The organism is Collinsella sp. AF29-7AC, assembly GCF_003475665.1.
Classification (GTDB): Bacteria; Actinomycetota; Coriobacteriia; order Coriobacteriales; family Coriobacteriaceae; genus Collinsella.
In genome coordinates, this window is the sequence record NZ_QRQX01000001.1 from 77901 (window position 1) to 104707 (window position 26807).

Below are 26807 nucleotides of genomic sequence, written 5' to 3' on the forward strand. Positions count from 1 at the left end.
AAGGACCCCTATGAATAAAGATCTGTATCTGGTCCGTCATGGACAGACGATATACAACCTTAAGCGTATCATTCAGGGGTGGAGTGACTCGCCGCTTACGCAGTTGGGTTGCGACCAGGCGGCGCGCGCCGGCATGTTTTTACGTGCGCGCGGCATTGAGCCCGATCATGCCTACACCTCTACGCTTCATCGCACCGAGCAGACTATCGCCAACTTGTGGCCGGGCTTGGCGTACGAGCGCCTGGACGGCCTGCGTGAGTGGTTCTTTGGCGACTTTGAGGCCGAGCGCGTGATGCTTATGCCCGAGCGCCCGTGGCGCGACTTCTATCGGCAGTTTGGCGGCGAGGGCCAGATCCAGGTGCGCACGCGCATGGTGGCGACGCTGACCGATCTTATGCAGCGTCCGGACCATACGTGCGTGCTCGCGGTAAGTCATGGCTCAGCTATCAAGGAGTTTTTGGACCACGTGCGGGGCGCGGCGGCTGACGAGCGCGAACGCGTGCCGGGCAACTGCTCAGTGCTGCATTTTGCGTTTGACGATGCGGCCGATACGTTTGAACTGGTCGAAGTCTTTACGCAGGAAGACTACGCGCGCGAGCTGGGGCTAGAGCCGCTCGTGGCGGCGGCAGGTCCGCAGCGTGGATAACGCTGACGTTGCGGCCCGGTTTACCGGCGTAATTGTTTGATGCGAAAAGGGCGGAGGTGCATGCGTTTGCTGCATCTCCGCCCCTTGTTTGTTTGGATGCTGGGTTTTCCAGCTTAGCGTTTGGGTTCGCTAGAACCGTGAGACCTGGTGAGTGAGCAGACCCGTCGGAACCTGCGGCGCGCTGCCGCTGACCTGCGCGGCGGGGAACAGCACGGCTACAGCAAAGTTGAACGGCTCTTTGCCAGAGTAGGCGCCGGCAGCGCGGGCCTCGTCGGCCAGAATCTGCGATGCCCCAGCCAGTGCGGCGACATAGGCGGAGTCACCGGCGAACACCGGGTCGGGCGCCTGATCGAGCATGGCACGGATGGCGGCAACGGCGTCCTCGCGCTTGACCTCCCACACGCGATGTGTGACGCCCGCGGGATCGGTGACGGCGTAGAGCGATGCGCCCTCTTTGGCAGCGCTCAAAATGATATCCATGACGGGCGACGCCTCGTAGGCGAGCGACACGGGGCGCGGCTGCACCTTGAGCTCGGCGATCGCGCGCGCGGTGGCGAGTGCGTCGATGCTCTCGGCGGCAGCCTCGTCGCCGCCCGTCAGCACGTTAACCGGGCAAATCGCCACGACACCCGTCACGCGTCCCGGCTCTCCGGAGCATTCGTACACGTAATACGCCGCGCCCGGATCTTTGAGCATAAGCCCATCGGTAATCGCGCCGCGCAGGGCTCCGCTGTCACTCAGGATGCTGTCCATCGCAGGCAGCGCCTCGAGCACGCGGTCCTGAGCCGGGCGGATGCAGGGAAACGGAAGAGCTTTCATGGACGGTCCTAACGCGCGAGTCGGTTTGTTCGCGGCTTATTATGCCCCAACTTGGCCGCTTGCGTCCCAGAGCGTGTTATCGGCAAGCGCGATGAGCACGTTTTGGCAGCGAACGATATCGGCATGGGACACATACTCGTTGGGCTTGTGCGTGAGCGCCAACGAGCCGGGGCCGTAGCTCATACAATTGCGGTTGCCTGTCTTGCCGGCAATGACGGCGGTATCGGTGTAGCCGGTAAAGAAGCCGACGGTCGTGTCCGCGTCCGTTACGTCATCGGCGGCACGCTTGAGCGCTGCTAGAAGGGGAGAGTTCGGGTTGCGCTCGATGGCGGGGCGGTCGCCCGTCACGGTGTAGCTGCCATGGCAACCGGGAACGGTGGCTTCGGCGACGGCGATGACATGCTCGACCATATTGATTGCGGCGGCCGTATCGGTCGGCGGGGTCAGGCGCATGTCGACCCAAACTTTGGCGCGGTCGGGTACGACGTAGGGGCGATATCCGCCCTCGATTTGGCCAAACGTGATGGTCGAAGGCCCCAGCTCATCGTGCGCGGGCAGCGCCGCAAACGCGCGACGAAGCGAACAAACGACCTCGGCCATGGCGGCGACGGCATCCGCGCCCTTCCAAGGCTGGCTCGCATGCGCCGTCACGCCAGCCATTTCAATCTCGAACCACGTACGCCCCTTGTGCGCCACCTGGATCTGCCCGTCGGTGGGCTCGGTGTCCAGCACCCATTCGCGCGAGCCGACCCAGCCGGCATTGATGGCCGCCTCGGAGCCGCGCATAAAGTCTTCCTCGTCGACCGAGCAGATGAGCGAAAAGCCGCGGCGTGGCAGCGCGCCATCCGCCGCCACGCGCTCGAGCGTATGGACCAGTGCGGCAATGGCGCAGGCCAGGCCACCCTTCATATCGCAGGCACCGCGGCCATAGAGTTTATCGTCGCGCACAACCGCCCCAAGCGGTGCGATGTCTGCGTCCCAGCCATCGCCCAAGGTGACGGTATCCATGTGGCAGATATAGACCAGCCGCGGCTCGTCGCTTTGGCCCGGCACGGTGACTTTAAGGTTGCGGCGCCTGGGCAGCACTTCGAGCTCCTCAATCTGCACGGCATCGAGCGCAGAACTATCAAGTTGTGCCAGCTGCTGCTCAATGAGCCTCTTAATGAAGCGCTCAATTTCATCCTCATACGCGCCCGGGTCTGAGCTGTCGATCCGCACGAGTCCTTGCGTAAGCCGCCAGGCAAAGTCCTCATCAACCATATGCAACCTCACAATCAGTTTGCTTTCCAAACCGATTGTAAGCCTCCTGAGAGATCCGCGACGTGGGCGTGGCAGTATTTACCGTTCGCAGGCCGAGCCAGCGCGTTTGCCGTCCGAGCGGGTTCACAAGCGACGCAGCGGGTACGTACCCTTCATGGACGACATGCTGTGCGACATATCTGCCTTTCGGTATCACCGGATACCTCCACAGGTCTTGGCAATAATGCCGGACCTGCCCGATTCTGCGGACGATCCGCGCAGGGAGCACCTATGTGAGCATCCGCTCGTCACGCATTTCCTGGGCACCCCGTTACACGTGTTGGCGCAGGGCAGCTGCGGACGTAAGGGCGATCGCATTGTCAGGCATGTTTGGAACGGGGAGAGGCCGTTTGATTCCGTGCGGCAGACGGAGTTTGGCCTCGATGTTGCGTCCCCACTCTTTACCCTGCTGACCCTGGCTTCCTCGGTCTCAAACGAGCGTCTAATCATGTGCATGTATGAGATGTGCGGCACCTTTGCCGTGTGCAAGATTGCACCTCAGGTAAAGTCGGCACTTGAGCAGGCATACGGGGGCCGGTGGGGTGACGCACGGTCGGGCTGGGAAAACGTAAAGGATGTCTCGGGGAATCCAACGGACTTGTGGAAACGACCTCCCTTGATCGAGCTCTCTGAGCTTACAGAGTACGTCGATAAGATCCAGGGGCTCCGCGGCGCTAAATCGTTCACACGTGCCGCGAAGTGCATTACGGGGGTGGCGGCATCGCCGCTCGAGGTCCAGGCTTCGATGCTGTTTGGCCTTACGAGGTTGCGCGGCGGCGAAGGGCTGAGCCTTACCAATAACGTTGAGATTCGTATGACGCGCAGCGCCCGCCTGATTTCGGGGCTTGATAGGCGCTATGCCGATATCCTGCTGGCAAATAAGGACGGCAGTCGAGAGTGTCTGGTTGAATGCCAAGGTAAAGCCATTCACGGATCCATTGAATCCAAGATCTCGGACTCCGATCGAACGACGGCCTTGCAAGCCATGGGATATCCCGTCGTTCTGATGACCTATGGTCAGCTGGCCGACTTCGATGCCTTCCGCGTGGTGATGGAGCTCATCATGTCCTATCTCGATGTGCCGCTGAAAGACAAGACGCCGCGACAGCAGGAGCTCGAACGGCGGCTTCGTGAGGAGATTTTTATCGATTGGGCGGGAATGTAGTCGCGCGGTGGGTAAACGGTAGCGCGAGCTAGAGTTCTGGTCGCAAAAAGGCTTCAATTTTGCCTTGGAGGGACCCTAAAAATGCTATCTAGAATAAGTTGTTTCGGAAAATAGACAGTCAACTTACATTCGGCACATAGAGACCGATTTTTACCTACTAAAGTCCCTGATAAAGCTGTTTATCAAAGCGGGTGTGCTTAGCGACTGGAGCCTCACTATCGATTATCTGAAAAAACTTGTTCCGGGTATCATTTTAAAGTCGTCCGGAGCAACAAAATCGCCCCCCGTTTCGTGAAAACGGGGGGCGAATGGGCTTCGTGGTCTGTCTGGCAGGCTTGGCACCGGCGCTATTTAATCACGCGCACGCGATACATCGACGGAATCTGCTTGAGCGCCTCGATCGTGCTGCCGTCCAGGTGCTCATCGGTGTCGAACATAGTGTAGGCGTTCTCGCCAGCGGACTCGTTGGTCATGCGCTGCACGTTGGCGTTGTCCTTGGCGAGAATGGCCGTGATCTGGCCGATCATGTTGGGCACGTTGGCATGCAGGCAGGCAATGCGGCTTGCGGCGCGCGCCTTGCCCATGCTGCAGGCGGGGTAGTTGACGCTGTGCGCGATGTTGCCGTTTTCCAGGTAATCCTTGAGCTCGCTGATGGCCATGTCGGCGCAGTTGGCCTCGGCCTCGCCGGTGCCGGCGCCCGAGTGCGTGGTGATAAACGTGTTGGGCATCTTGACGGTCTTGGGCGTGGCAAAGTCGCAGCTAAACCAGCTCAGCTTGCCCTCGCGCAGGGCGGCATCGACGGCGTCCTCGTCAATGATGGTTTCGCGCGCGTAGTTGATGAGCACGGCGTCGGGCGCCAGCAGGTCGATCTGCTCGGTGCTGATCATGCCGATGGTATCGGCCTTGCTGGGCACGTGCACGGTGAGGTAGTCGCAGCCGCGGCAGAGGTCCTCGAGCGTGCCCACGCGCTGCACCTCGCGACTCAGCACCCATGCGTGCTCGACGGAAATGAACGGGTCGTAGCCGTAGACGTCCATGCCCAGATCGACACAGGCGTTGGCGACCTTGGAGCCCACGTTGCCCAGGCCGATGACGCCGATGCGCTTGCCCTTGAGCTCGCGGCCCACAAAGGCCTTCTTGGCCTTTTCGGCATCGACCTGAATCTCGGGGTCGTCGGCGTTGTCACGCACCCAGTTCATCGATTGCACCACGCCGCGGCTCGAGAGCACCAACATGCCCAGGACGAGCTCCTTGACGGCGTTGCTGTTGGCGCCGGGGGAGTTAAAGACGACGACGCCCTTCTTGGCGTACTCCTCGACGGGGATGTTGTTGACGCCGGCGCCGCAGCGGGCGATGGCGCGGATGCCCTCGGGCAGTTCGTAGTCGTGCAGGTCGGTCGAGCGCATCAGGATCGCGTCGGCCTCCTCGGCGGTGCCCACAAACTCGTAGCCCTCGCCAAACTCGACCTTGCCGTCCTTGGTGATGTCGTCGATGGTCTTAATCTTGCGCATGGAAAACTCCTTAGCAGGTTTTGATCTAAACAGGGTGGTTTGAAGTGGCTGGTTGGCCCGCGCGTTGCGGGCTAGTTAGATCGCGGGCTCAAACTATGCTGCGCTTCGAAGTCCTTCATGTACGTGGCCAGCGCCTGCACGTCCTCCATGGTGACGGCGTTGTACACGCTGGCGCGCATGCCGCCGACGAGGCGATGGCCCTTGACGTTTTGAATCTGGTGCTCTGCCGCGCCCGCGACAAAGGCGGCGTCGAGGTCGGCATCGCCGGTACGGAACGTGACGTTGGCGATGGAGCGGCTGCCGGTCTGCGCGGTGCCGTGGAACAGCTCGCCGCGCTCGAGCAGGTCGTAGAGCAGGTTGGCCTTGGCCCAGTTGCGCTCGGCCATGGCGGCAAGTCCGCCGGTCTGCTCAACCCAGCGGAATACCTTGCCGCACACGTAGATACCAAAGGTGTTGGGCGTGTTGAGCATGGAGCCCTTGGCGGCTTGGGTCTTAAGGTCCATGTACTGCGGCGTCTGCGCATAGGCCGGGCCTTCGGCGATAAGGTCGTCGCGCACGATGACCACGGTGACGCCCGCGGCGCCGGCGTTTTTCTGCGCGCCGGCGTAGATGAGCCCGTAGCGTTCAACGTCGAGCGGCTGCGACAGAAAGCAGCTCGAGACATCGGCAACCAGCGGCACATCGCCGCAAGCGGGAAGCTCATGGTACATGGTGCCAAAGATGGTGTTGTTCTGGCAGATGTAGACGTAGTCGAGCCCGTCGCCCGCAGCCTCGGCGGCAATGCGCGCGTTGATGTCGGCCATGTCGGGGATGCGGTCGAAGTTGGTATCCTCGGAGCTCGCGAGCAGCACCGCCTCGCCGTACTTGGCGGCCTCCTGGTACGCCTTGCTGGCGAAGTTGCCGGTCACGACGTAGCCGGCGCGGCCGCAGCGCATAAGGTTCATGGGGATGCCCGCAAACTGCAGTGTGGCACCGCCCTGCAAAAACAGGACACGGTAGTTGTCGGGGATGCTCAGCAGGCGGCGCAGAGTTGCCTCGGCGTCGTCGATGATCTGCTGGTACATGCTAGATCGATGGCTCATCTCGAGCACGGACATGCCGCAACCGCGGTAGTCCATCATCTCGTCGGCGATCTCGGCGAGCACGCTTGTAGGCAGCGCGGCCGGGCCAGCTGAGAAGTTGTGCACACGTGCCATCTTCTAGTTCCCCCTCGTAGTCGTTTGGACGTTCGGGATACTTTAGCACAGTGGAGCGCCGGGCGCGACCGCATCACGGTAAAACTCGACTGCGCCGCTATGATTTACAGGATGGTTACATGGGGGAGGGGCGACCTTACCTGATGGCTCGCATCCGATCCGCCTCGGTCTTCGCTTGTTTCCAGGGACGCACGCGGTCGTTTACGAGGTCATCGTAGCCGCGGGCGATGGATTGCTGGGCAGCCATATAAGCTTCGTGGCGGTTGTCAATTACCGAGCCTGAAGTGTTTTGCAAGAATGGAACTTTTTCAATTGGCATGCAGAGCCACCTGTATTGCTTGCCCATTCAATCTATATCGATGATAGCGTGCGGGCGCCTTGCAGGATTGGGGCAAAGCGATGGGCGGTAGGAAAAACTTGGACCCCCAGCCGGCTGATCCGTGCATCTATGTTCACAATTGAATCATTTTAGCGGTAGTTTTGTTGCGCAATCAAGCGTGCTTGAACCATGGTCGACCTTTTAGGGAACTGTTCGCCGGGTGATAGTGACCGTCTGCAGAAACGGTTCCATTGGACATCTTTGTTCTTCGAGTTGCGCAAGTCCCTCACGGTATGATTAAAAGCACGTCGTGTCAGACCGGTGTCAATAAAAGGTCAGAAATGGCGGCATCGAATGCAATTACGGCATAGGGGATGCTGATGAGCGAAGCGAACTACTTGGAGAGGCTGAAGAAAGCGCCCATCTCGGAGCTTAGTTTTGATGATGTGGGGCTAAGGCGTTTAATCCAGAATGCTGGTTTCTGCTACTTGCCCGATCTTTTGTCTCTTACCGATCAAGAGATAGACGCTCGTTTTGATGGCAGATATGCCGATTCAATCATTAAGATGCGAAAGAAATACCGCGCAGTTCCTGAAGCCTTCGCGGCATCCATGCTTCAGCCCAAGATGGTCGAGAATCCGACGAACGTGAAAGCCTCGCCGAAAAGCCGACCTCCTCACGAGTCAAATATCGAGACAGCGTCTTCGATAGAGCAATATGAATACGACTTGAGCCATTTTCCGCTCACGCGCTCCCATGGGCTGTTTTCGGCAAAATTGGAGGAATTTGAAGAAAGAGCTCGGGGTGCCTTTGACGACCTTGGCTCAAGGTCTGAAAACGTCATGGTTTATCAAGCGTTTGAGGAATTCTCGGTAGACCTTGATGGGCTCAGCACTGCTTTTGAAGAACTCATAAAGCGTTACCCGACAAAACCTCGCATTGTTCTGATGCTGATTGATAGGTGTTTGCCGAACGCTTTTATGGTCTATGTTGCCGACAAAGCGCGCAGGGTATTCAATGGCCATAACCTGTGGGGCAACTTTTTTGCCAGTCTTGGCATTCGTGACGGTAGTGTGCAGGGGATAGTAAAGCACATTTTTATAAAACATGTTGAAGAGCGTGGAATGCCTTTGTATGGTCGCGATGAGGAAGTTAATCACTACTACTACACTGCTCTTCTCCACGGAGGCTTATCGGAAGATTCTTGGTCAAACCTGTGGGAGAAATTACTTCCGCTTGCGAAAGAAGTTTCTAAAGGCAGTCTAGGTTTTGGCGGAGAGATGGACGGGCGCTCCGTTCTTAGGGAGCTAAAGAACCCTGAGAGTCGGTATGCTCCCGAAAAGGCAGTCCTTAACATTCTTGAGAAAGCGCCCGATTCAACCATTGCTCCATTATTTGAGGCGTCCATGCGCGTGGCGGCGCAAATTGTTGACTCGAATAGGGCTGGAAGCCGCTACACGATGCTATCTAGTTTCGGTCTGCCTGAAGCCGCAATGCAGGCCCTTCGTGACAACCAAGAGCGTGTGCCGCCCTTGGCGACCGGAGGAAGGGCTGCTGCTGAGACGCAAGAGCGGAGAAGTGGCGCCCACCGATTGATCTATCTTCCGATTGCCAGTTTGCAGCTGGATTTATCTGAGGGTGTTGTGACCATGCGCTGGCCGCGCCAACAGTTCCCGCTGCATTTTGCTGGTGACAAGATTGACTATTATGTTGACGGCGAGCTAAAGGCAAGCTCTGAATTCGATATGAGTGTCGGAAAATGCATTTTGAATGCCGTCGGTATTGCCGTTAACCCTCGGGCTCGTTACGACGTGGAATTGAAGCTCATGCAGAAAGATGAGCGAGCGGGTGACTACATCGAGCTTAGTTCTTTGAGCCAGTCGTTCAGTAGGAACAAGCCCGGTTGTTTTGAATTTATAAAGGACGCTAAGGGCTTCTGCCGCTTGCGTGGCAAGAACGAGCGGTTAACGAAAAAGCGTCGTATCGCATACATTGTTAAAGACGGATACAAGATTGTTCCCGGGCAAGGCATGAAAGCCGTTTCGGAGTATGAGGCTTCTGGCGATTGGAACGATAACCAGATTTTTATCTACGACGTTGAGCCCGGTTCGGCAGGTTCGGTTGTTGACGAGCTTACGGGCGAGGAAGTTGCCGTTTGGCAAGAACGTTATGTCGCAAAGGTTGATAAGCATCGCATTATCGGAGAAACGAGCGACGGCGTTGACTTGTATGGGTGCGTTCCGAACGAACTCAATACCAGCGACGGCCTGCCCTCTGTGAGCATTGAAGCGCTTGATGGCGCGAGCGCCCTAAAAGACTTGGACATCATGTGCTGCTGCGATGGCGAGCTGGTGTCGATGCCTCGTTGCGCCATATATGAGGACGATACTGAAAATTCAGGTATTGCAAGAATAGAATTCAATCCCTCAAAAACGAGTCAATTCAGTTGGCATATCGAAGAGTGCGTCCTGGAGGCGAGGCAGAAATCTGCCGGTGGTAAGGTTGTTTTCCGCTACCGATTCGCAGTGGTGCCCATACAAGAATTTAGGCCTCTGTCCATCAGCATTGATCACGGGCGTGCTGTAGCCGAATATGGCTTCCAGGCGTGTCTTCCCATTGATGTTGTGCGTATTTATGAAGAAGCCGATGCGGAAGGCGAATGCGACAGGCTTAATTCCCTCAATGCTTGGGAGCGGTATGAAGCGAAGGCCCTCCTGAAGGATGAGTTCTTGCATCTCCGTATTCGTTCGAGGGAGAGCGGCAAAGAAACCGATGCCAAACTTGCTCTTGCTGCAATAGGCGTTGACATACCAGAAAGACTTGCAAATCTATCCAAGGAGCGTCCAATCTGTTTGGCAGATGCGTTGGAACTCGGCCCCAGTGCGGCAAACTTTAAGATTATCTCCTATGGTTGGAGGTACAACAGGGCTGCGCTGGTGATGCTCGGTTCAAAACCCCTATTCTTCAAGAACCTCAAACAGCCTGGCGAATACGGATTTAATCTATTTAGACATGCAAGCCTCTTTCAACAGACTGACTATAGGGCATCCAGCCGTCTTCCTCTGAGGCTGTCCCTGTGCTATGGCGATGACGTATCAACTGGAGAACTGATTCCAGCTTGGACCGATGTTCAAATGCTTGATTGTGCCGAGGGGCTCGGTATTAACGGCTGGAAGCTATCGCCGGGAGAATCCCTTGGATATGTTCTTCGGTTTGAAGGCAAGCCCTTGTGCGACATTCATTTCAGGTTCTTTAGGCGTTCCAAGTATAAGGAAAGAGACGAAAAGCCGATTGCTACGGCCTTTGCGGAAAAGGGCTCTGCGGAGGTTACTCTTCCATTAAGCGTGGTGAGGCAGCTGAGCAATAAGAGAGAGGTTGCAGTTGAAATGTCACCGAGCGACTTCTTTGGAGACCCTCGGCGAGAATACGCGACCAGTATCATTCTTAAATAGCAGGAGCAAATAATGATGGATGCAAAAGAATTCAACCCCATTGAGACTGCGCGCAAAGTGGAGGACTCTTATCGCGAGTACATTGCCACTACTATTCACTTTGATGACGCGGATTTGCAGAAGCAGCTTGAGACGATTCTCTGCGAGCCGGGATATCTTGCAAAGGGACCGTTTCTTGAGGCGGCGCCTCCGTACCGCAAGGATAAAACTGTGGCAGACCTGGTGGACGAGGGGCTTCTCTGCAGGGGCATGATGAGTTTAGGCGGCGGAGAAGAGCGTAATTTTGACCCCTATCGCCCCTTATATGTGCATCAAGTTAAGGCTATTGAAAAGAGCGTTGCCAGGCGTAATTACGCAGTCGTTACGGGCACGGGTTCGGGTAAGACTGAGTGCTTTTTGCTTCCGATTCTGAATGACATCCTCTCAGAATTCGAAAAGAGCGGGCCCTCCGCTGGCGTCCGTGCCATGATACTTTACCCGATGAATGCTCTCGCAAACGATCAGCTTAAACGATTGCGACTGTTGCTGAAGGGGACCGATATCTCCTTCGGGCGTTATACCGGAGATACTGAGGAGAAAGAGTCCGTGGCTCTCCGTAAGTGGAAAGACGAAAACCCGGATCAAACTAGACTGCCAAATGAAATCATCTCTCGCGAGAAAATACGTGAGAACCCACCCAACATTTTGCTTACAAACTACTCTATGCTTGAGTATCTCCTTCTACGTCCGGAGGATGCGCCGCTGTTCGAAGGAGCATTTGGTGCAAACTGGCGGCATATCGCCATCGATGAGGCGCACGTTTATTCAGGCGCGCTTGGCACCGAAATCGCATATTTGCTGCGTCGAGTAAAGGCTCGTATCGAATCGGAAACGGGGGAGCTGCCCAAGCTTCATTGTTACGCAACTTCCGCAACAATCGGCTCAGAAGAAGATATGCCGAAGGTGGCTAAATTTGCTCGGGATCTTTTTGGCGAGCCTTTCTCGGGTGATCCCGCGGATCTCGATGTCATCACGAGCGAGAAAGATCAGCCCCAAGATGCTCTTGATGAAAAGCCTTGGGGCGCGCTTTCTCTAGACACTTGGGCGGAACTTCGCAGGGAACTTTCCTATCCCGAAAACGCAAACGTAGAAGACATTCGCAGCGCACTCGCATCTGGTGGAGCTCCTGAAGAGGTTGTAGCGAGACTAGACGGCGAGTCCCCCCTAATGGGACTAGGAAAGATCCTTCTGGGTGAATCGTCTGCGACAAAACTGGTGAGACGCTGTGAGCGTCTTTTCGACCTCACTGATCTTGACACTATTGAGGAGCTTGAGATCGAAGGGCTCACGGGAGATAAGAGGGGTGTGGAAATCCTCACTGCCATGGTTGAGGTGCTTTCCTCTGCACAGCGCTCCAAGGATGTTCCCATTCTTACGAGTCGCTACCATTCTTTCTTGCGTGCTCCTGAGGGCATCTATTTAAATCTGCATACACGTAAGCTGACTCCTCACAAAACGATTGCGGAGCATTATGACGATGAAAACGATACTCCTGTATATGAGGTGTCGGTCTGTCGCCATTGTGGGCAGGCATACATCCTTGGTGAGGAGAGCTCTGATCCCGAGGTGAAGACTGCGTGGCTAAGTCCTCGACATGAAGGAACGGATTCCGACGACGAGTTTCTTCCGAGAGTCTACTACCGTCTTCTCTCTGACGAATCGGAGAGGGATCCCGATGAAAAGATCCAATGGCTGTGCCCGATATGCGGGTCTTTGTATCATGAAGCCGAGGGTGGTGTTCATCGTTTCGAGCATGAGATTGTTGCGCGCATCCCAATTGCGCTCAACCAAAACGAGAAAAAACAATCAGATGAAGCAGAGGCGCGTTGTCGTCATTGCGGATATCAGTCCGTTGTGGCAATTCAGCCAATGCGCGTTTCGCCTGAAGCTGCAGGCAGTGTCGTCTGTTACGACCTGGTCAGGGATATTCCGCCTTTTGATGAGGAAGAAGCTGACGAGGATGATTTGTTCGCAGACCTCGATGAGGAGCGCAGGGCAGGAAGTATTATTTGCTTCTCGGATAAGCGCCAGGACGCGGCTTTCTTCGCGCCCGCAATGGATAGAACTTATGGGAACATCACACGTCGTCAGCTGATAAGAGAAGCGGTGGAAACCCTGTCTCGCGACGGTGAGGGTTGTAAGCCGAGCTCAGTTATTGATTGGATAACAAGTGTTGCAAAGAGGCGATATCCGGGGGTCTTGGGTTCCAACAAGAGGGGCCAGGCGACGGCCTGGATTCTCGATGAGCTTGCGGCTGAGGATTCGCGGAACAGCCTTGAAGGCCTTGGCGTTGTAAGGATCGAGCCTACTGAATTTAACAAGGGGTTTTCCCATCCTGGGGCGAAAAAACTTGTCGAAAGACAGGTGGATAGACTTAATGCCGATGGGGCAGCCTGGCTTTCATTCGAAGACTACATTTTGTTTGCAAGGACCTGTCTTGAACTGCTCCGAGAGAAAAACGTTATCGAGGTTCCTGAAGGGGTCCCTGAGCTAAGAAACAATCATGAGAAGCGCGGTAACCTTGTCGTGCTTGAGGGAGGCGGCTCTGCGTCAAAGGATATTGTTCAGTTTGCGGGAGATGCGGTACGTGGTACAGAAAATAAGCGCAGTGCCTTTATTCGCAAGTACGTCAAAAGGGTCCACGGTATCGAGCTGACCCGTGAGGACGTTCGCCCGATTCTGCAAAGTCTATTCCAGTTTATGGGGGAGTATCTAAGTTGCAAGCTATTTAGGGGCGAAGGATATTTGATCGATTCGCGTGAACACTTTAGGCTTGGCAGAGATATTTGGACTATGTATCCGCATTCCAACGATGATATTGTCTATCGTTGCGATGCATGTGGATGTGAGACTCATCTGGACACGCATGGCGTTTGCATGACAACGAAATGCAACGGCACGATGGTGAAAATGAGCTTCGCAGAGGCAAGAGACAAAGACCGCTTCTATAAAACCGTATATCAAGATGAGGCGCTTCCCCTCGACATCGAGGAACATACTGCACAGCTGTCATCCAAAAAGGCTAGAGAAATACAGAGCGAATTTATCAAAGGCAACGTTAATGTTTTGAGTTGCACGACCACGTTTGAGCTGGGTGTGGACGTTGGCGATTTGAGGGCCATTTTTATGAGAAACGTTCCACCTAGTACCGCGAATTATACGCAACGAGCCGGTCGCGTTGGACGCCGCGCTGGCAAGCCTGGATATGCCATCACGTTTGCTCGCTTGCGGCCCCATGATGTCGCGTACTTTGAGGACCCAGCCAAGATAATTGGCGGCAACACGAGAGTGCCAATGTGTTATCTGAATAACGATGCCATTGCGATACGGCATGTTTTCGCTGTCGCTATGTCTGAGTTCTTTCGCTACGCGAGCCGGAGCTTGGGCAAAGACTACTCTCATGGATACAACGACTTTATGGATCTTTCTAAATCGGAGCCGGAAGGCCTCGAAGATCTTCGCAGCTTCCTTGCATCGCGGCCAAAGAGTGTCTATGAACAGCTCGTCCGCGTTGTTCCGCAAGGCATGCCCGTGGCGGAAGAAGTTGGCGTAAACGAGTGGGGGTGGATAGCAAAGCTCGTTGGGCCAATCGATTCGGCTGAGAATGGAGGCGGTGGCAGGCTTCTCCTTGCACATAGCCTTAAGCATGCTGATTTTGAGCGTGTTCAGGATGGTATTGAGCTGAATATGGGCGTCAACGACATTCTCGCATCCAAGCTTCTAAAGTCCAGGGATGCGCTCAAGAAGGAGAGAACTATCGCAATTCTTGCCGAGAACGGAGTATTGCCTAAGTACGGGTTTCCGACTGATCTCGTAGAGCTCCATCTTCTTGATATCGAGAATTCTGTAGGTGAGAACAGGCTCGAGCTTTCTAGGGGTATGCGTCAAGCCATTAGGGAATATGCACCGGGGGCGGAAATCGTTGCCGGCAAGACGCTTTGGAAGTCCGTTGGACTCAGAAAGCCGAAAGGACAAGAGTTGCGAAAGCGCAGGTATGGAAAGTGTCCAAATTGCGAAACATTTGTATGGCCTATTGAAAACTACAGTGATAAAGGCGAGTGTCCCGTTTGCCATACCGAGTTTGCTCTCGAAAAGAATATGCTCATACCTTCCTATGGTTTTGTCGGCACGGAAAACAAAAAAGGCATCGGGCTTAGAAGGCCGAGGCCAAAGGGGTATGCATCGGTGCACTTTAGCCAGCACTGGCCTAACGAGACTGCGACCGGAGAGTTTTGTTTTCCTGGCGGTGCGGTGAAAGTAAAATATGCCGAGAACGGGCAACTTTGTGTGCTCAATAGCCCTGCTAAGGGCTTCCAAGTCTGCTCTTACTGCAATCGCGCTGCTGTTGGTGGAGAGAAGATCCAACATACCTACTGGTGCGAGAAGAGCGGCACTGCTCCAAAGATTAATAGGTTCAGCGCACTGGGTACGGCATTTGTGAGCGACGTTCTCGAGCTCGTATTTGATTTTGATGCGGCGACGGTTTGCTGCGATGGCGACTGGGAAGCTGTGATGTGGGCGCTGTTTACCGCTGCGGCTAAAATCCTTGAGGTTCCCGAGACCGAACTCGGAGGGACTACATACAAAAATGATGCAGGCAGCTTTTCAATACTCATCTATGATGACGTGCCTGGAGGAGCCGGTCATGTGCGCCAGCCCAGCAAAGAGGTGGCGGAGCTAATTGAAGAGGCTTATAAGGTCGTAGACGGTCATTGTGGATGCGGTGAAGAAACTTGCTGCTACGGTTGTATTGCAAATTATTACAACCAAGCTGTGCAGGCGAACCTTTCTCGAGGCGCTGCAAAGCGAATTTTGGGGACTCTTCTTGCTGTATCGCCTTCCGTTTGTTCTGCCGGCAATTCCGATGAGGATAAAGAACTCGATTGCGAGCTGGATGCCTCGGACTCGGTTGCTGGGTTTGAGCTATATGCCTCTGATGATGGCGCAAACAACAAGGCGCTATCGTTGGCCGAAGCGATGAAGCTGTCAATCCGATCTGATTCTTCGGAGGAGTGGATCGAGTTGATTCGTGAAATGACGAGCTACGACTCGCATCTGCGCTGGGAGACTCCGGGCATAGATGTGGAGCTATCTGATGCTGGCGACGACAGCGCTTATGCCACGCTTGTTTGGCGCAAGTCCAAGGTCATTCTTCTTGACGAGGAAGCGGCGGGCGATTTTGACAATGCCTTCGGCTCCGCTTGGCGATTTGCGTCAGGCTGGAGTCTGTTTGTTGCCGGCGAGTGCTCCGCTGAAGATGTAATGAGAGAGATCGATAAAGAGGCATAGCCATGGCTGCAAGAATGATACCGAGCCTTGGCCCAGCTGAATACGACGATCGGAGCCGTGAGGGGGAGATTTATTACGCACTGAGTAAGCTTCCCGATGATTTTACGGTTATCCATTCATACAAGATGTTGGATGTTGTGGATGGAAACGCTATTGAGCAGAGGGAAGCCGATTTCGTCGTGTTTAATCGCAGACTCGGTATCCTTGTCATCGAGGCGAAGGCGGGAAAGATCCGCTGCGAAAACGGCGAGTGGCTATACGGTAGCGGCATATCGATGCGGAGGCATGGAGGGCCTTATCGGCAGGCGGATAGCATTAAATGGAAGCTCATTAACCGATTTGAAGATGTAGGGTTGAGGGAGCTGTGCGATAGGTGCAAGGTTACTCATGCGGTTTGGCTTCCGTCCTTGGGCGCCCACGAGCTTGGTTTTATTGACTACTCTCCTGAGGCTTCTCGCGATATTACTCTGTGCAAGACAGACCTTGGGGATCCAACTGCTCAAATAGTTCGCATCATGAGTATGGAAGTCGGGGGAAGGGAGACGAGACTCTCCAAGACCGAGGCTCAAGAGGTTTTGCATAAAGTGCTCTTGCCGGAGTTCGATATCGTCCCGACGAATTCGGTAGACTATCGATATAACGATTTCGTGTTCGCAAGGCTGCTGGACTCGCAGGCTCGCGTGTTGAATTTCATCAAGGATCAGAAGACGGCGGTAATTAATGGGGCGGCAGGAACTGGTAAAACCCTCATTGCAATTGAGAGGGCTAGGCAGGCCGCCTGTACGGGCAGGGTTCTCTTTTTGTGCTTTAATTCGCTTTTGAAGGAAGAGATTGCTAGAAGGTGCAAGGATGTTCCGGAAATCGACGTCTATACAATTCCGGGCTACGCCTGCAAGGTCTGCAATTCTCTCGAGCCAAACTATGCCAGCCTGACCGAAGAGCTCATGGAGCACCCTGACTCGTTTCCCTATCAGCACATCGTAATAGACGAAGGCCAAGATTTTGGCCTCAAGGCTATCGAGGACGCGATGGTGCTCGAAACGCTACGTTCTATTGTGGATTCAAAGCCGGAAAGCACCATGTATCTCTTTTACGACAAAAGGCAGTTTGTCCAAGGCTCAACTATGCCCAGCTTCCTTATGGATGCCGATTGCAAGCTAACGCTTTATGTAAACTGCCGGAATACGGAGGCTATCGAGAAGTCTTCCCTGAGTGCTCTTGGTGAAGCGCACGGTTTTAGAACACAGGTTATGGCTAAGCTTGGCAAGCCTCCATTGCTTATGATTGATTGTGACGCCGCCGCGCAAGAGGCATATGTGGATAAGCATATTACTCTACTCAAGAGTGCCGGTATTAATGACATTGTGATTATCACATGCAAGACACTGGAAAATTCTAAGCTGTCGGGCTGTTTCACTGGCGATCAGAGCTTAAAGAGGTGGAAAGGTCAGAAGATTCCCGTCCATACGGTGAGGAAGTTCAAGGGGATGGAGGCTGCTGCGGTAATTTTGATTGATGTTGATCAAGCCTTATGGGAACAGCCGTCCATGAGCTACATGCCAGAGCCTGGGACTTTGTTTTATACGGCTGCTTCAAGGGCGCGGCATGAGCTTAGAATTGTTTGCGACATGAATGAGGACGCCTGCAACCACGCGCTCGTGGCGATGGGCGAAAAAGCGAATAGGCGCCCCGCCAAGAAGCTCGCAAATGTTCTGGGGGCAGTATTGGTTGGATAGGGCGCCAGCGCGCCCCGCCGCCCTTTGTGAATCCGAGATTGTTTCCTAGGAGCTTCGCTGCTGCTTCCGTTGCTATTCATGCCATGGCGGGCAGCAGCTAAATCACCGGGATATACCGTGACAAATACTCCTTGAGCGTCGGGTCACATACATAAAGAAACGTTCCCAGCATGCCACGCGTCATGAGGACATAGTAGGCGTTGACGATGATCTTTCGTAGGTCGTCGTCGCTTGCCTGTTTCTTTGCGACGGCATCTTTGAAATTCGCTTTGTTAACGCAGACAGCTCCTTTTTCGGCGTCGTAGTAAATGTCTGGTCCCAGAATGACGAAGCCGTAGTTGAGGTCGTAGCCCTGTACCGTGTGGATGCATCCGACCTCATTGACGGCGTTGGGGGAGTTGACCCAATCCTTTTGACTCGAGTTCCAACGTTTGGGGATACCCTCGATGACGATGTCAAACGCGTCTTTGTGTTTCTTCGTTTCCCACTTCCACGCAAAACCTGCCGTCATGCGGGATAGACCAACTTCTTCTTCCTTGGCTTGCTGCAGGGAACAGAATTCCTCAAATCGGTCGATGATTCCAAACTGGTATCTGGGAGCATCACTGTTCGGATCCCCGGCCCGCGAATCGTAAGGCTCCGATGAAAAGAGTTCTTCGAACTTCATGCCGGCATGCATGTATGCCTTGTTGTCGAGTAGATCATATACAAAGTCGAGATACTCATCGCCGCCGCGTACTCGCATTTGGGTGCTCAAGTTGAATTCTTCGGTTTCAATTTTCGCTTCTTCGAGTTGGTTAAGTCGCCGCTCAAGACCGTCTCGATTGAGGCCGGATGCCCTGACTTGCTGCTTGGGGTCATAGAACAGGTACGTCTTGTCGCAGCATTTGTATATCCAGTCAACCTGGTTGCTCGTGTGCGGAAGGCCGAGGCGATCGCAGGTGTTATAGAAGGCCTTGATGCCGGAGCCCATACTTAGATAATTACCCAGTCGATGTGCTTCGTCGACAAGTAGGATGTCATAACGATCATTTTTTGTGACGTCACTGGGGCTCAAGATATCGCCAGGCTTTAACCCTGGAAGGAAATGCGTGAGTTTCCTGAGGGTCTTCTTTAGGGAATCCATGGGGGTGACAAAGCCGACCCGCAGGCCGGAAAGGTTCGGCTCATTTTTGATTTTGAACATGAGACTGATGGCGAGGATTGTTTTGCCTGTTCCTGGCGCGCCGTTCACGACGTTTATGCGCTCTTTCTTGGGCCCGCCGTGTTTAATGTCTTCATGCTCTTGCTCGAGCCGCCTGTAAATCGCCTCAATCGTTTCGTATTGATCGGGCGTGAGCGTTTTGAAGGGCGAGAATTTGAACAGGTCAGTGTTCTCGAGCTCTTCGATGGGGTGGATCGCATAGTTCTCTTCGCGAAGTTTCGACCAGAGGTCTCTGAACTTCTGGCGATACTGGGGTCGCTCAAAATAATCGAACTGGGCATAGCCATTGTTGGCGTTGGTTACCTGCTATTTTTCGTCAGCGCAGAACAGCTCGATAAGTCGATTCTCAAACTCAAATGTTGCTGACTGATTGAAGGTCGGATTGTCAATCAGAAGGGTCCGGTCGAAGTCTTTGTCCACGTTTGCGGCGTGTTGCTTCATGCGGCGTCGATAATTGGTCGTTTGACCGATGTACGCCGTTTTGTTTTTGCTGTTGGTCAGGATGTAGAGAACAGGCCAGCTTTCGTCGTGGTGCGACCCTGGATTTGGTGTGCCAAAGTCTTGCAGCGATTCGCTTGTCTCGAAGGGCTGGGGCAGGGGAAGCGTGTATTGCCGAAGGGCGAACTCGTTACTCATGGTGGTCCGCCTTTCTGTATTCGCTGGAGCTGGTGTCGACGGGATAGCGCTCGCCGTTGCGTTTGAGTTTGGACGAGAGCGCCTTTGGGAGGTCGATTCCGTTTAGATCGGCGAAACGCAGGAGAAAGAGGAGCGTGTCAGCGACTTCGTCTTCGATGGCTTGGCGCTGATCAGGGTTATCGAACATTTCTGCAATGCGCTTGTCGCTCATAAAGCGGAAAAGCTGAAGGAGTTCGGAGGACTCTGTCGCTATGCCGATGGCAAGTTCCTTTGGAGTGTGATATTTGCGCCAATCGCGCGCATCACAAAAATCTCTGACTTGTTCTGTCATGGCAGTGAGCTTGTCCATCATCCGTAACCTCCCTGATGTTCATTATTTTATTATGGCCGTATCTGGAGTTTATTGCACATCAGTTGGGACGTGCGGTTTGTCCGGCCGCGATTGCCCGGTAGGAGGATTCACCGTGAAGATTGAAGTTGATGTAGACCAGCTGCGCGAGGGCTTGCTCGACTACGCGGGGAGCGCGGCTGGCGTGGGCTTTCCCGCTGCCATGCTCGACGTGATGGATATCGAGGACGAGTCGCCCCAAGAGCTCCTAGCCCGAGCCGAACGCGAAGGCCTCGACCTCCGCGACTTTGCTGTGGGTGACAGCTAGTAGCTGAAGAGGGACGGGCTGCTAGGAAGCTAGCGTGGCGATGACGGCTTCGTCGCCGGCGTATATTAGGGTGTTGCCATCGGGGATGATGGTTTGGCCGTCGCGCTTGAGCATCACCACGATAAACGGGTGCTTGCCCTGCGGCACGTCGCGCAGGCGCTGACCGGCCAGGCGACCGTGGGGCGTCACGGTGACCTCGCGCAGCGTAACCTCGGCACGCTCTTCGAACGTTGGGGCTGCCATCACCAGAAGGTCGCCTTCCTCGATGACGGTATCGCCGTTGGGCAGTACCGGGTGCGCCCCGTCGCGCAGCACCAAGACCACGAGCATGTCCGTCGCGCTGCCAATATCGGCGAGCGAGCGCCCGGCAAACGGATGGCCAGCGCCCACCTTGAGCTTTACAAACGACATGCCGTCCTCGTCGCGGTAGTCGTTAAAGGTGCGGCGCACGTCGCCGGCCGCATCGATCATATCGAGTTTCTTCGCCACCGCCGGCAGTAGCGAACCCTGCACCACAATGCTCGATACGGCAATCACAAACACCAGGTCAAATAGGTCGTGTCCGCCGGGAACGCCGGCCACCACAGCAAAGAGGCTAAAGACGACCGAAGCCGCGCCGCGCAAGCCCGCCCAGCTTACGAGCGCAACCTGGCGAGGGCTCGTCTTAAAGGGCGCCAGCAGCAGACCGACGGCGATGGGGCGGCTCGCAAAGAGCATAAACGCCATGAGCGCCAGGCCCGGCAGCAGCATTTGCGGCAGGCGGGCGGGCGTCACGAGCAGGCCCAGCAAAAAGAAGATGGTCATCTCGGCCATCTCGGTGAGGGTGTCAAAAAAGCGCGCCATCTCGACCTTACCGGTGATGTCGCTTGCGCCCAGCACAATGCCTGCAAGGTATACGGCCAAAAAGCCGTTGCCGCCCAGGTAGCTCGGCAGCGCGTAGGCGACGATGGCCACGGCGAACAAGAAGATGGTCTGCGCGCCTTCGGCCGTTGCGTGTGCGCGCTCAATCAGACGGCTGGATGTCCAGCCGATGGCAAGGCCCAACCCCACGCCCAGGATGATCTGCTTGGTCAGCAGCACGGGAATGTCGATATTGCCGCCCGCCGCGAGGGTCGCGAGCACGGCGGTGAGCATGTAGGCGACGGGGTCGTTGGAGCCCGATTCGACCTCGAGCAGCGAGTCGGTGCCGCCCCTCAGCGAAAGGCTGTGCTCGCGCAGAACGCTAAAGACGCTGGCCGCGTCGGTGGACGCCACGACCGATCCCAGCAGCAGGCCGCCGATCCAGTCGAAGCCCAGCACAAAGTGGGCGAACACGCCGGTGATGCCTGCGGTGATGACGACGCCGAGCGTGCTCAGCAGCACCGCCGGCGCGGCGACGGGCTTGGCGCGGTCTATGTTGGTGTTAAAGCCGCCGTAGAACATGATGAACAATAGCGCCGTGCTGCAGACGGTTTCGGTGAGTGCGTAGTCGCTAAAGTCGATATGCGCCGGGCCGTTGACGCCCAACAGCATGCCGAGCGCGATAAAGATAAGCAGGGTGGGGAAGGGGAGCTTTTTGCCGACGGGTTTGATGGTCAGGCACAAAATGATGACGAGGCCGGTAAAAAGAAGGATCTGGTTCATGGATGGTGTCCGCTCCTGGGTGGTTGGCGTGGCACGGTTAGTTGTCTGCGGTTATTTGTACCCAAAGATGGTGGGTTTATGGGGTTGGATTGCGGGCGTGCGCGATATCGTCATAGACGGCTGCCGTCTTTGCCTCTGCTCGGAAACCCTTTCCAGCTTTATTGCAACGGAGTACAATGGGTAACGTTTAAGTTCAACTTGAAGTTTTAGTTGCGGTTCCGGGCTTCGGTCGCAAGGTAGGGAAAGGCGTTCCATGGCGATCTATGTGACATCTGATGCTCACGGACACGTGCATGCGCTTGACGAGGCCCTGTCTAAGATCTCGTTGACGTCCGACGACACGCTGTACGTGCTGGGCGACATGATCGATCGCGGGCCCGATCCGGTCGGCGTTATTAAGCTCGTGCGCTCGCTGCCTAACGCCCGCGTTCTCAAGGGCAATCACGAGCAGATCATGCTCGATGCCATCATTGGCCAGGATCCGCTCGATGCCGAGACCTGGGATATCAACGGTGGCTGGACGACGCGCGAGCAGCTCAACGACATGGAATTTGAGGCATACGAGGAGCTCGTGCGATGGATGGCCGCGCTGCCGCTCTACGCGGTGGCCGAGACCGAGGAGCGCCCGTATCTGCTGGTACATGCTGGAATCGAGATGAAGGCGGCGCGCGCGTTTTTACTTGAGCATGGCGTCGATTGTGCCGATGGCGTCGGAGCGGTGGGTGCCGATCGCGAGCTGCTGCAGCAGATGCTCGCGGTGCAGTCGTCCGATGACCTGCTGTGGATTCGTCACGGCTATTGGGATGCGCCGACGGGACTGCTTTCTGCCGAGGGCGAGGGTCCGGTCGTGGTGAGCGGCCACACGCCCACGGTGTCGCTTGGGCGCTATTGCGAGGTTGGCGGCCTGGCGGGGCTTGATGAGGAGTCGGGCCGCGGGCAGATTGTGCGCCTGGGTGGCGAGGATACCGCCGGCGTGCCCGATCGTATCGATATCGACTGCGCCGCCGCCACCGGCTCCGAGTTCGGCCGCGTCGGGATCCTGCGCCTGGATGATGGCGCGGAGTTCTACGCGAATATCAACCCAGGCGAATAATCGGTGCAAAGGGTAGCTAATTTGGGACGGAGCTTTTTTGACTACTTTCGGAGAATAGCGCCTTCTTGCTCGGTAAGCGCGAGAAATGAGGAACGTCTGCGTCCTCGGCAGTGCGAAAATGCTCGAAAAACCGTCGCAACGGAGTCAAACGACGTTGCGACGGTTCTTTTTTGGCTGCCCGCTGGCTAAGTGAGTAGACTTTTTTGGAAATGCCGAGCAGCCGGCAAATTTGCCTCAACAAAACCGCAGGTCACTGACTTGTGTTTTGCCGGTGTGGTCAGGGATTCGGCAAAAGTCTACTCACTTAGTTTTGCGTGTCGCAAATCGTCCGCAACGAGACCCCCCATTGCGCCAATTAGGCGCCGTACGGGTTGCGGTCGCGCTCGATGCGTTGGCGGATGTGGGCGTATTCGATAATCAGCAGCACCAGGAGTAGGGCCATGATGGCTAGGTAGCTCACCACGGCGCCCATCAGACCCAGCAGGTTGATCAGGATCACCGGCAGCACTACGCTTACGGCGAAGCAGATCAGGTAGATTTTGGTGACGTCGCCGGCATGGCGCAGCACCGTGATGATGGCGTAGAGAAAGTCGATGGCCGCGGTGACGCCGCCGGCGACAACCATCAGCAGTGCCAGCGTGCGGTAGCGCTCAAAATTGAGGCCGTACATGAAGCTCATGAGGGGAATACCGGGACCTGCCATAAATGCGGCGCACACGCTGGTGATGACCACGATCAGTGCCATAACGGCAACAATAATCAGGTCAAAGCGACGACGCTTGCGAGGATTAGCCCAAATGCTCGACAAACGCAGGAGCTGCGGTTTATAGATAAATCCAATGCTCAACAAAATAGCCTGCGCCGGAAAGAACAGGGCATTAAAGTACAGCTGATACTTGTAGGCCAGCGTGCCTTCCATCACGAACTTGGGCATGCTCTCGATAAGGTTGAACAGGAACAGCGCGCCAAAAAGCGGGGCGCACTGGATAAACAGGTGACCGACCTCGCGCAGGCTCACGCGGCGCGATTTTTCGGTTTCGAGCAGGGCGAGCGGCGCGGTGACCAGAACGAGCGAGGCGATCGCGGTAACACCCATGGCCATGGCGGCGATGGGCATGCTGCGCGTGAGGAACAGTACCACGCTAAAGACCGCGATGACGCCGACGGATCGTAGCGTTTGGCTCATGCCGGCCAGGTAGAGTTTGTCGGCCTGCTGCAGGCGGCCCTCGTACACGTCGGCAATGCCGTCGATCACCTTATACAGGTAGACGCCCAGGCCGATTGTGGCCATCTGCGCATCGTAGCCGCGGGCGCTGCTGTATACCAGGCCGCATGCCAGCGCGAGCGCTCCGCAGATCCAGCGGTTGAGCTGGTAAGAGGCAAAGGACGTCTTTTCGTCGATGTCCGAGACCTGGAAATTGCGCACGCCGTAGTTGCACGCGATCATGATGAGCGTGCCGGTGACAAAGGCGATGGAGAATTTGCCAGCCTCCTCGGCGCCCACGAGCTGTGTGGACACGATGGTGAGCAACGGAAACGCCATGCCCCATACGGCGGTGCCCAGGGTATTCCAAAGGTAGTCGCGACGGGTGGCGTGATCTTCGTACTCGGCTTCTTGCGTGGAGAAGCCGCCGCCGTAGACGGCTCCGAGCAGGCGGTTCCACCAGGCATTGACCATGCGGTGGATGGGGCCGGGCTGGCGATCGCGCTCGCGGCGACGGCGTGTGGCCTGGCTGCTGTCGGGACCGCCGGCGTTACGCTGGCTTAGCTCTTGGATTCGTGCGAGCTCCTCGGCGGTGTGCGATGCGGGGAACAGGCCGTTCTCGATGCGTCCGCCCTGCCCGTGCGCCCCGTCCGATACGGTGGGGTCGGCGACGCCATTGCGGCGGGCGATGGCGCGGCGAATGCTATCGATGGGCGTGATGCTCAAAGCGGAGTCCTTTCTATTGCTGCGCTCTAGTATAGACGCGACGGTGTTCGTTCGTGTTTTTGAACAGGTTGTTCGATAATTTCGGCGGCGCCATTCAGTAGCCGGCACTCGGGGACGTTCCTTATGTGCCGGCACTTTAGGAATGTCCCCGAGTGCCGGCATCCGGGGACGCTCCTTGGTTGTTGCCTGTTCAAGAGTGTCCCCAACGATTAGTCGTTTAAAAACGTCCCCAATGACTAGGCCGCTTGCCTGCGATTTTTGACCGTTGGGCGGGCTTGCCGCCCTTGCCGCAAAAACGTTTTTGCATATCGGGTACAACGGGCTTTACGTGAGTAAAGTGCGCGTCGTGTCCTCGTGTCGCGTTTTTAAAGGAGGCCCCATGCCTGGTGTTACCCCTGCAGATGTTTTGTCCAACTTTGGTATTACGCTGGTCGAAGATCCCGCCGAGAATCAGCCCCGTCTGCTGGTCGATCTACCCGCCGCGGAGCTCGTCGAGCACGCTATCCGCCGCGAAGAAGGCCGCATGGCATCCAACGGCGCGCTGGTGATCAAGACGGGGGAGCGCACTGGTCGTTCCCCCAATGACCGCTTTATCGTTGACACGCCCGACGTGCACGACAAGATCGCCTGGGGCGCCGTCAACCGACCGCTTTCGATCGAGAGCTACGAGACCATCAAGGCCGGCATCGTCGACTACCTCAACGAGCGCGACGTGTTCGTCACCCGCGGCATGGCCGGCGCCGACCGCAACCACACGCGCCGACTGCTCGTCGCCTGCGAGCGCGCCAGCCAGGCACTCTTCATTAAGCAGATGCTCGCCCGCCCGCTTGCCCGCGAAATCGCGCGCACCGGCGAGCCGGACTTCTGTGTGCTCGCCGCGCCGGGCTACCAGTGCGATCCCGCCATCAAGGGCCTCAACTCCAGCGCCGCCGTGGTCATCAACTTCCAGGAGCGCGTGATTTTGGTCGCGGGTACCGGCTACTCCGGCGAGATCAAAAAGTCCATCTTCAGCGTCATGAATTACCTGCTGCCCGTCGAGGACGACGTGCTGCCCATGCATTGCTCGGCCAGTATGGATCCCGTCACGCACGAGACCGCGGTGTTCTTTGGCCTGTCGGGCACCGGCAAGACCACGCTTTCGGCCAACCCCACGCGGCTGCTGATCGGCGACGACGAGCACGGTTGGTCCGACATGGGCATCTTCAACATCGAGGGTGGCTGCTACGCCAAATGCGAGGGCCTGGACGCGTTCCACGAGCCTGAGATCTTCAACGCCGTCCGCTTTGGCGCGATCTGCGAAAACGTGGTGCTCGACGAGAGCCGCAAGCCCAACTACGATGACGTCTCGGTCACGCACAACACGCGCGTGGCCTACCCTGTGGAGCACATTCCCAACGCGTGGACCAAGGGCATGGGCACCACTCCGAGCGTCGTGCTGTTTTTGACCTGCGACGCCTTTGGCGTGCTGCCGCCCATCTCGCGCCTGACGGCCGACGCCGCCATGTATCACTTTGTGACGGGCTTTACGGCCAAGATCCCCGGCACCGAGGTCGGCGTCACCGAGCCCACGCCCACGTTCTCTTCGCTGTTTGGCGAGCCGTTTATGCCGCTCGACCCCATGGTCTATGCCAAGATGCTCGGTGAGCGCATCGCCGACGGCCGCACGCGTGTGTACCTGGTCAACACCGGCTGGATTGGCGGCGGCTACGGCGTGGGCCATCGCATCGAGCTTGCCTACACGCGCGCCCTGGTGGCCCGCGCCCTCGACGGTACCATCGAGGACAGCGAATTCGTGCATGACGATATCTTTAACGTTGACATTCCCACCACGTGCCACGGCGTGCCCGACGGCATCCTGGTGCCGCGCCAGTACTGGCAGAGCACCGCGCGCTACGACGAGGCGGCGCACAACTTGGCCGTGATGTTCGAGGAGAACTTCGAGAAGAAGTACTCGCACCTGCCCGAGTCCGTGAAGGCCGCCGGTCCGCACGCTCAGGTGCACGCCGACGCCCGTCATCGCGGCCGCGGCCTGCTGGGACTCCGACACTAGCGTCGCCGCGAGTCCATATCCGCCACAAAGGGGACAGGCACCTTTGTGGCGGTTTTGCTTGGGCGAATGACTCGGGTTACAATACGCCTGACATATCGCCCCCTTCTCCGGATGGGGGCAGCGTAAGCGCTCTTGTGGCGGCAC

Annotated in this window: 18 protein-coding genes; 8 read left to right on the forward strand and 10 right to left on the reverse strand. The window is 56.4% G+C overall.

Features of this window, described 5'->3' with window-relative positions:
- The first annotated feature begins 10 nt into the window (after positions 1-10).
- The gene (locus DWZ15_RS00335) at positions 11-646 is read left to right on the forward strand and encodes a histidine phosphatase family protein (RefSeq protein ID WP_118448548.1); all 636 of its coding nucleotides are present in this window, start codon (positions 11-13) and stop codon (positions 644-646) included.
- A 129-nt stretch (positions 647-775) separates the two neighbouring features.
- Here DWZ15_RS00335 and DWZ15_RS00340 read toward each other — a convergent pair whose 3' ends face one another.
- Together DWZ15_RS00340 and DWZ15_RS00345 are read right to left on the reverse strand one after the other, a co-directional pair.
- A complete protein-coding gene (locus DWZ15_RS00340; RefSeq protein WP_117797864.1) occupies positions 776-1465 on the reverse strand; it encodes a DUF1015 family protein in 690 nt (229 codons plus the stop codon).
- Positions 1466-1504: 39 nt separating this feature from the next.
- Positions 1505-2725 (reverse strand): M20 family metallopeptidase, encoded by a 1221-nt coding sequence (locus tag DWZ15_RS00345; protein WP_118448551.1) that lies wholly within the window; start codon positions 2723-2725, stop codon positions 1505-1507.
- 397 nt (positions 2726-3122) lie between these two features.
- On the opposite strand from DWZ15_RS00345, the gene DWZ15_RS00350 reads away from it, so the two are divergent.
- The gene (locus DWZ15_RS00350) at positions 3123-3929 is read left to right on the forward strand and encodes a hypothetical protein (protein ID WP_158572463.1); all 807 of its coding nucleotides are present in this window, start codon (positions 3123-3125) and stop codon (positions 3927-3929) included.
- A 347-nt stretch (positions 3930-4276) separates the two neighbouring features.
- Here DWZ15_RS00350 and DWZ15_RS00355 read toward each other — a convergent pair whose 3' ends face one another.
- The 3 genes from DWZ15_RS00355 to DWZ15_RS00365 all read right to left on the reverse strand — a co-directional run bounded on the left by DWZ15_RS00355 (position 4277) and on the right by DWZ15_RS00365 (position 6955).
- Positions 4277-5440 carry a phosphoglycerate dehydrogenase gene (locus DWZ15_RS00355; protein WP_118448557.1) on the reverse strand — a complete coding sequence of 388 codons (1164 nt, stop codon included), beginning with the start codon at positions 5438-5440 and terminating at the stop codon, positions 4277-4279.
- 71 nt (positions 5441-5511) lie between these two features.
- Entirely contained in the window at positions 5512-6636 is a 1125-nt protein-coding gene (gene serC, locus DWZ15_RS00360; protein ID WP_118448559.1) for a 3-phosphoserine/phosphohydroxythreonine transaminase, read from the reverse strand.
- Positions 6637-6772: 136 nt separating this feature from the next.
- On the reverse strand, positions 6773-6955 hold the full coding sequence (locus tag DWZ15_RS00365) for a hypothetical protein (RefSeq protein WP_147349526.1): 183 nt from the start codon (positions 6953-6955) through the stop codon (positions 6773-6775).
- A 380-nt stretch (positions 6956-7335) separates the two neighbouring features.
- On the opposite strand from DWZ15_RS00365, the gene DWZ15_RS00370 reads away from it, so the two are divergent.
- From DWZ15_RS00370 to DWZ15_RS00380, 3 genes are read left to right on the forward strand one after another with little or no spacing between them, the layout of a single operon-like run.
- Positions 7336-10407 (forward strand): hypothetical protein, encoded by a 3072-nt coding sequence (locus DWZ15_RS00370; RefSeq protein WP_147352295.1) that lies wholly within the window; start codon positions 7336-7338, stop codon positions 10405-10407.
- 12 nt (positions 10408-10419) lie between these two features.
- Positions 10420-15735: a DEAD/DEAH box helicase gene (locus tag DWZ15_RS00375; protein WP_118448568.1), complete on the forward strand. Its 5316-nt coding sequence runs from the start codon at positions 10420-10422 to the stop codon at positions 15733-15735.
- A gap of 2 nt (positions 15736-15737) precedes the next feature.
- Positions 15738-17471, forward strand: a complete 1734-nt coding sequence (locus DWZ15_RS00380; protein ID WP_118448571.1) for an ATP-binding domain-containing protein — start codon at positions 15738-15740, stop codon at positions 17469-17471.
- A gap of 97 nt (positions 17472-17568) precedes the next feature.
- Here DWZ15_RS00380 and DWZ15_RS00385 read toward each other — a convergent pair whose 3' ends face one another.
- From DWZ15_RS00385 to DWZ15_RS00395, 3 genes are all read right to left on the reverse strand, one after another.
- Positions 17569-18870: a DNA/RNA helicase domain-containing protein gene (locus tag DWZ15_RS00385; RefSeq protein WP_118448573.1), complete on the reverse strand. Its 1302-nt coding sequence runs from the start codon at positions 18868-18870 to the stop codon at positions 17569-17571.
- Between the two features lie 111 nt (positions 18871-18981).
- On the reverse strand, positions 18982-19311 hold the full coding sequence (locus tag DWZ15_RS00390; RefSeq protein ID WP_118448576.1) for a GIY-YIG nuclease family protein: 330 nt from the start codon (positions 19309-19311) through the stop codon (positions 18982-18984).
- Positions 19304-19663 (reverse strand): nucleotide pyrophosphohydrolase, encoded by a 360-nt coding sequence (locus tag DWZ15_RS00395; protein WP_118448579.1) that lies wholly within the window; start codon positions 19661-19663, stop codon positions 19304-19306. Before DWZ15_RS00395 ends, DWZ15_RS00390 begins: the two co-directional genes overlap by 8 nt.
- Before the next feature lie 112 nt (positions 19664-19775).
- Between DWZ15_RS00395 and DWZ15_RS00400 the strand changes: the two genes are divergently transcribed.
- Positions 19776-19967, forward strand: coding sequence for a hypothetical protein (locus DWZ15_RS00400; protein WP_117563971.1), 192 nt, complete (start codon positions 19776-19778; stop codon positions 19965-19967).
- 21 nt (positions 19968-19988) lie between these two features.
- On the opposite strand, the gene DWZ15_RS00405 is transcribed toward DWZ15_RS00400, so the two are convergent.
- Positions 19989-21590 carry a potassium/proton antiporter gene (locus tag DWZ15_RS00405; RefSeq protein ID WP_118448582.1) on the reverse strand — a complete coding sequence of 534 codons (1602 nt, stop codon included), beginning with the start codon at positions 21588-21590 and terminating at the stop codon, positions 19989-19991.
- A gap of 253 nt (positions 21591-21843) precedes the next feature.
- Between DWZ15_RS00405 and DWZ15_RS00415 the strand changes: the two genes are divergently transcribed.
- On the forward strand, positions 21844-22683 hold the full coding sequence (locus DWZ15_RS00415) for a metallophosphoesterase family protein (RefSeq protein ID WP_117790707.1): 840 nt from the start codon (positions 21844-21846) through the stop codon (positions 22681-22683).
- Between the two features lie 355 nt (positions 22684-23038).
- Here DWZ15_RS00415 and DWZ15_RS00420 read toward each other — a convergent pair whose 3' ends face one another.
- A complete protein-coding gene (locus DWZ15_RS00420; protein ID WP_233540016.1) occupies positions 23039-24613 on the reverse strand; it encodes a lipopolysaccharide biosynthesis protein in 1575 nt (524 codons plus the stop codon).
- A gap of 379 nt (positions 24614-24992) precedes the next feature.
- Between DWZ15_RS00420 and pckA the strand changes: the two genes are divergently transcribed.
- Positions 24993-26663, forward strand: coding sequence for a phosphoenolpyruvate carboxykinase (ATP) (gene pckA / locus DWZ15_RS00425; protein ID WP_199579995.1), 1671 nt, complete (start codon positions 24993-24995; stop codon positions 26661-26663).
- Positions 26664-26807 lie beyond the last annotated feature (144 nt).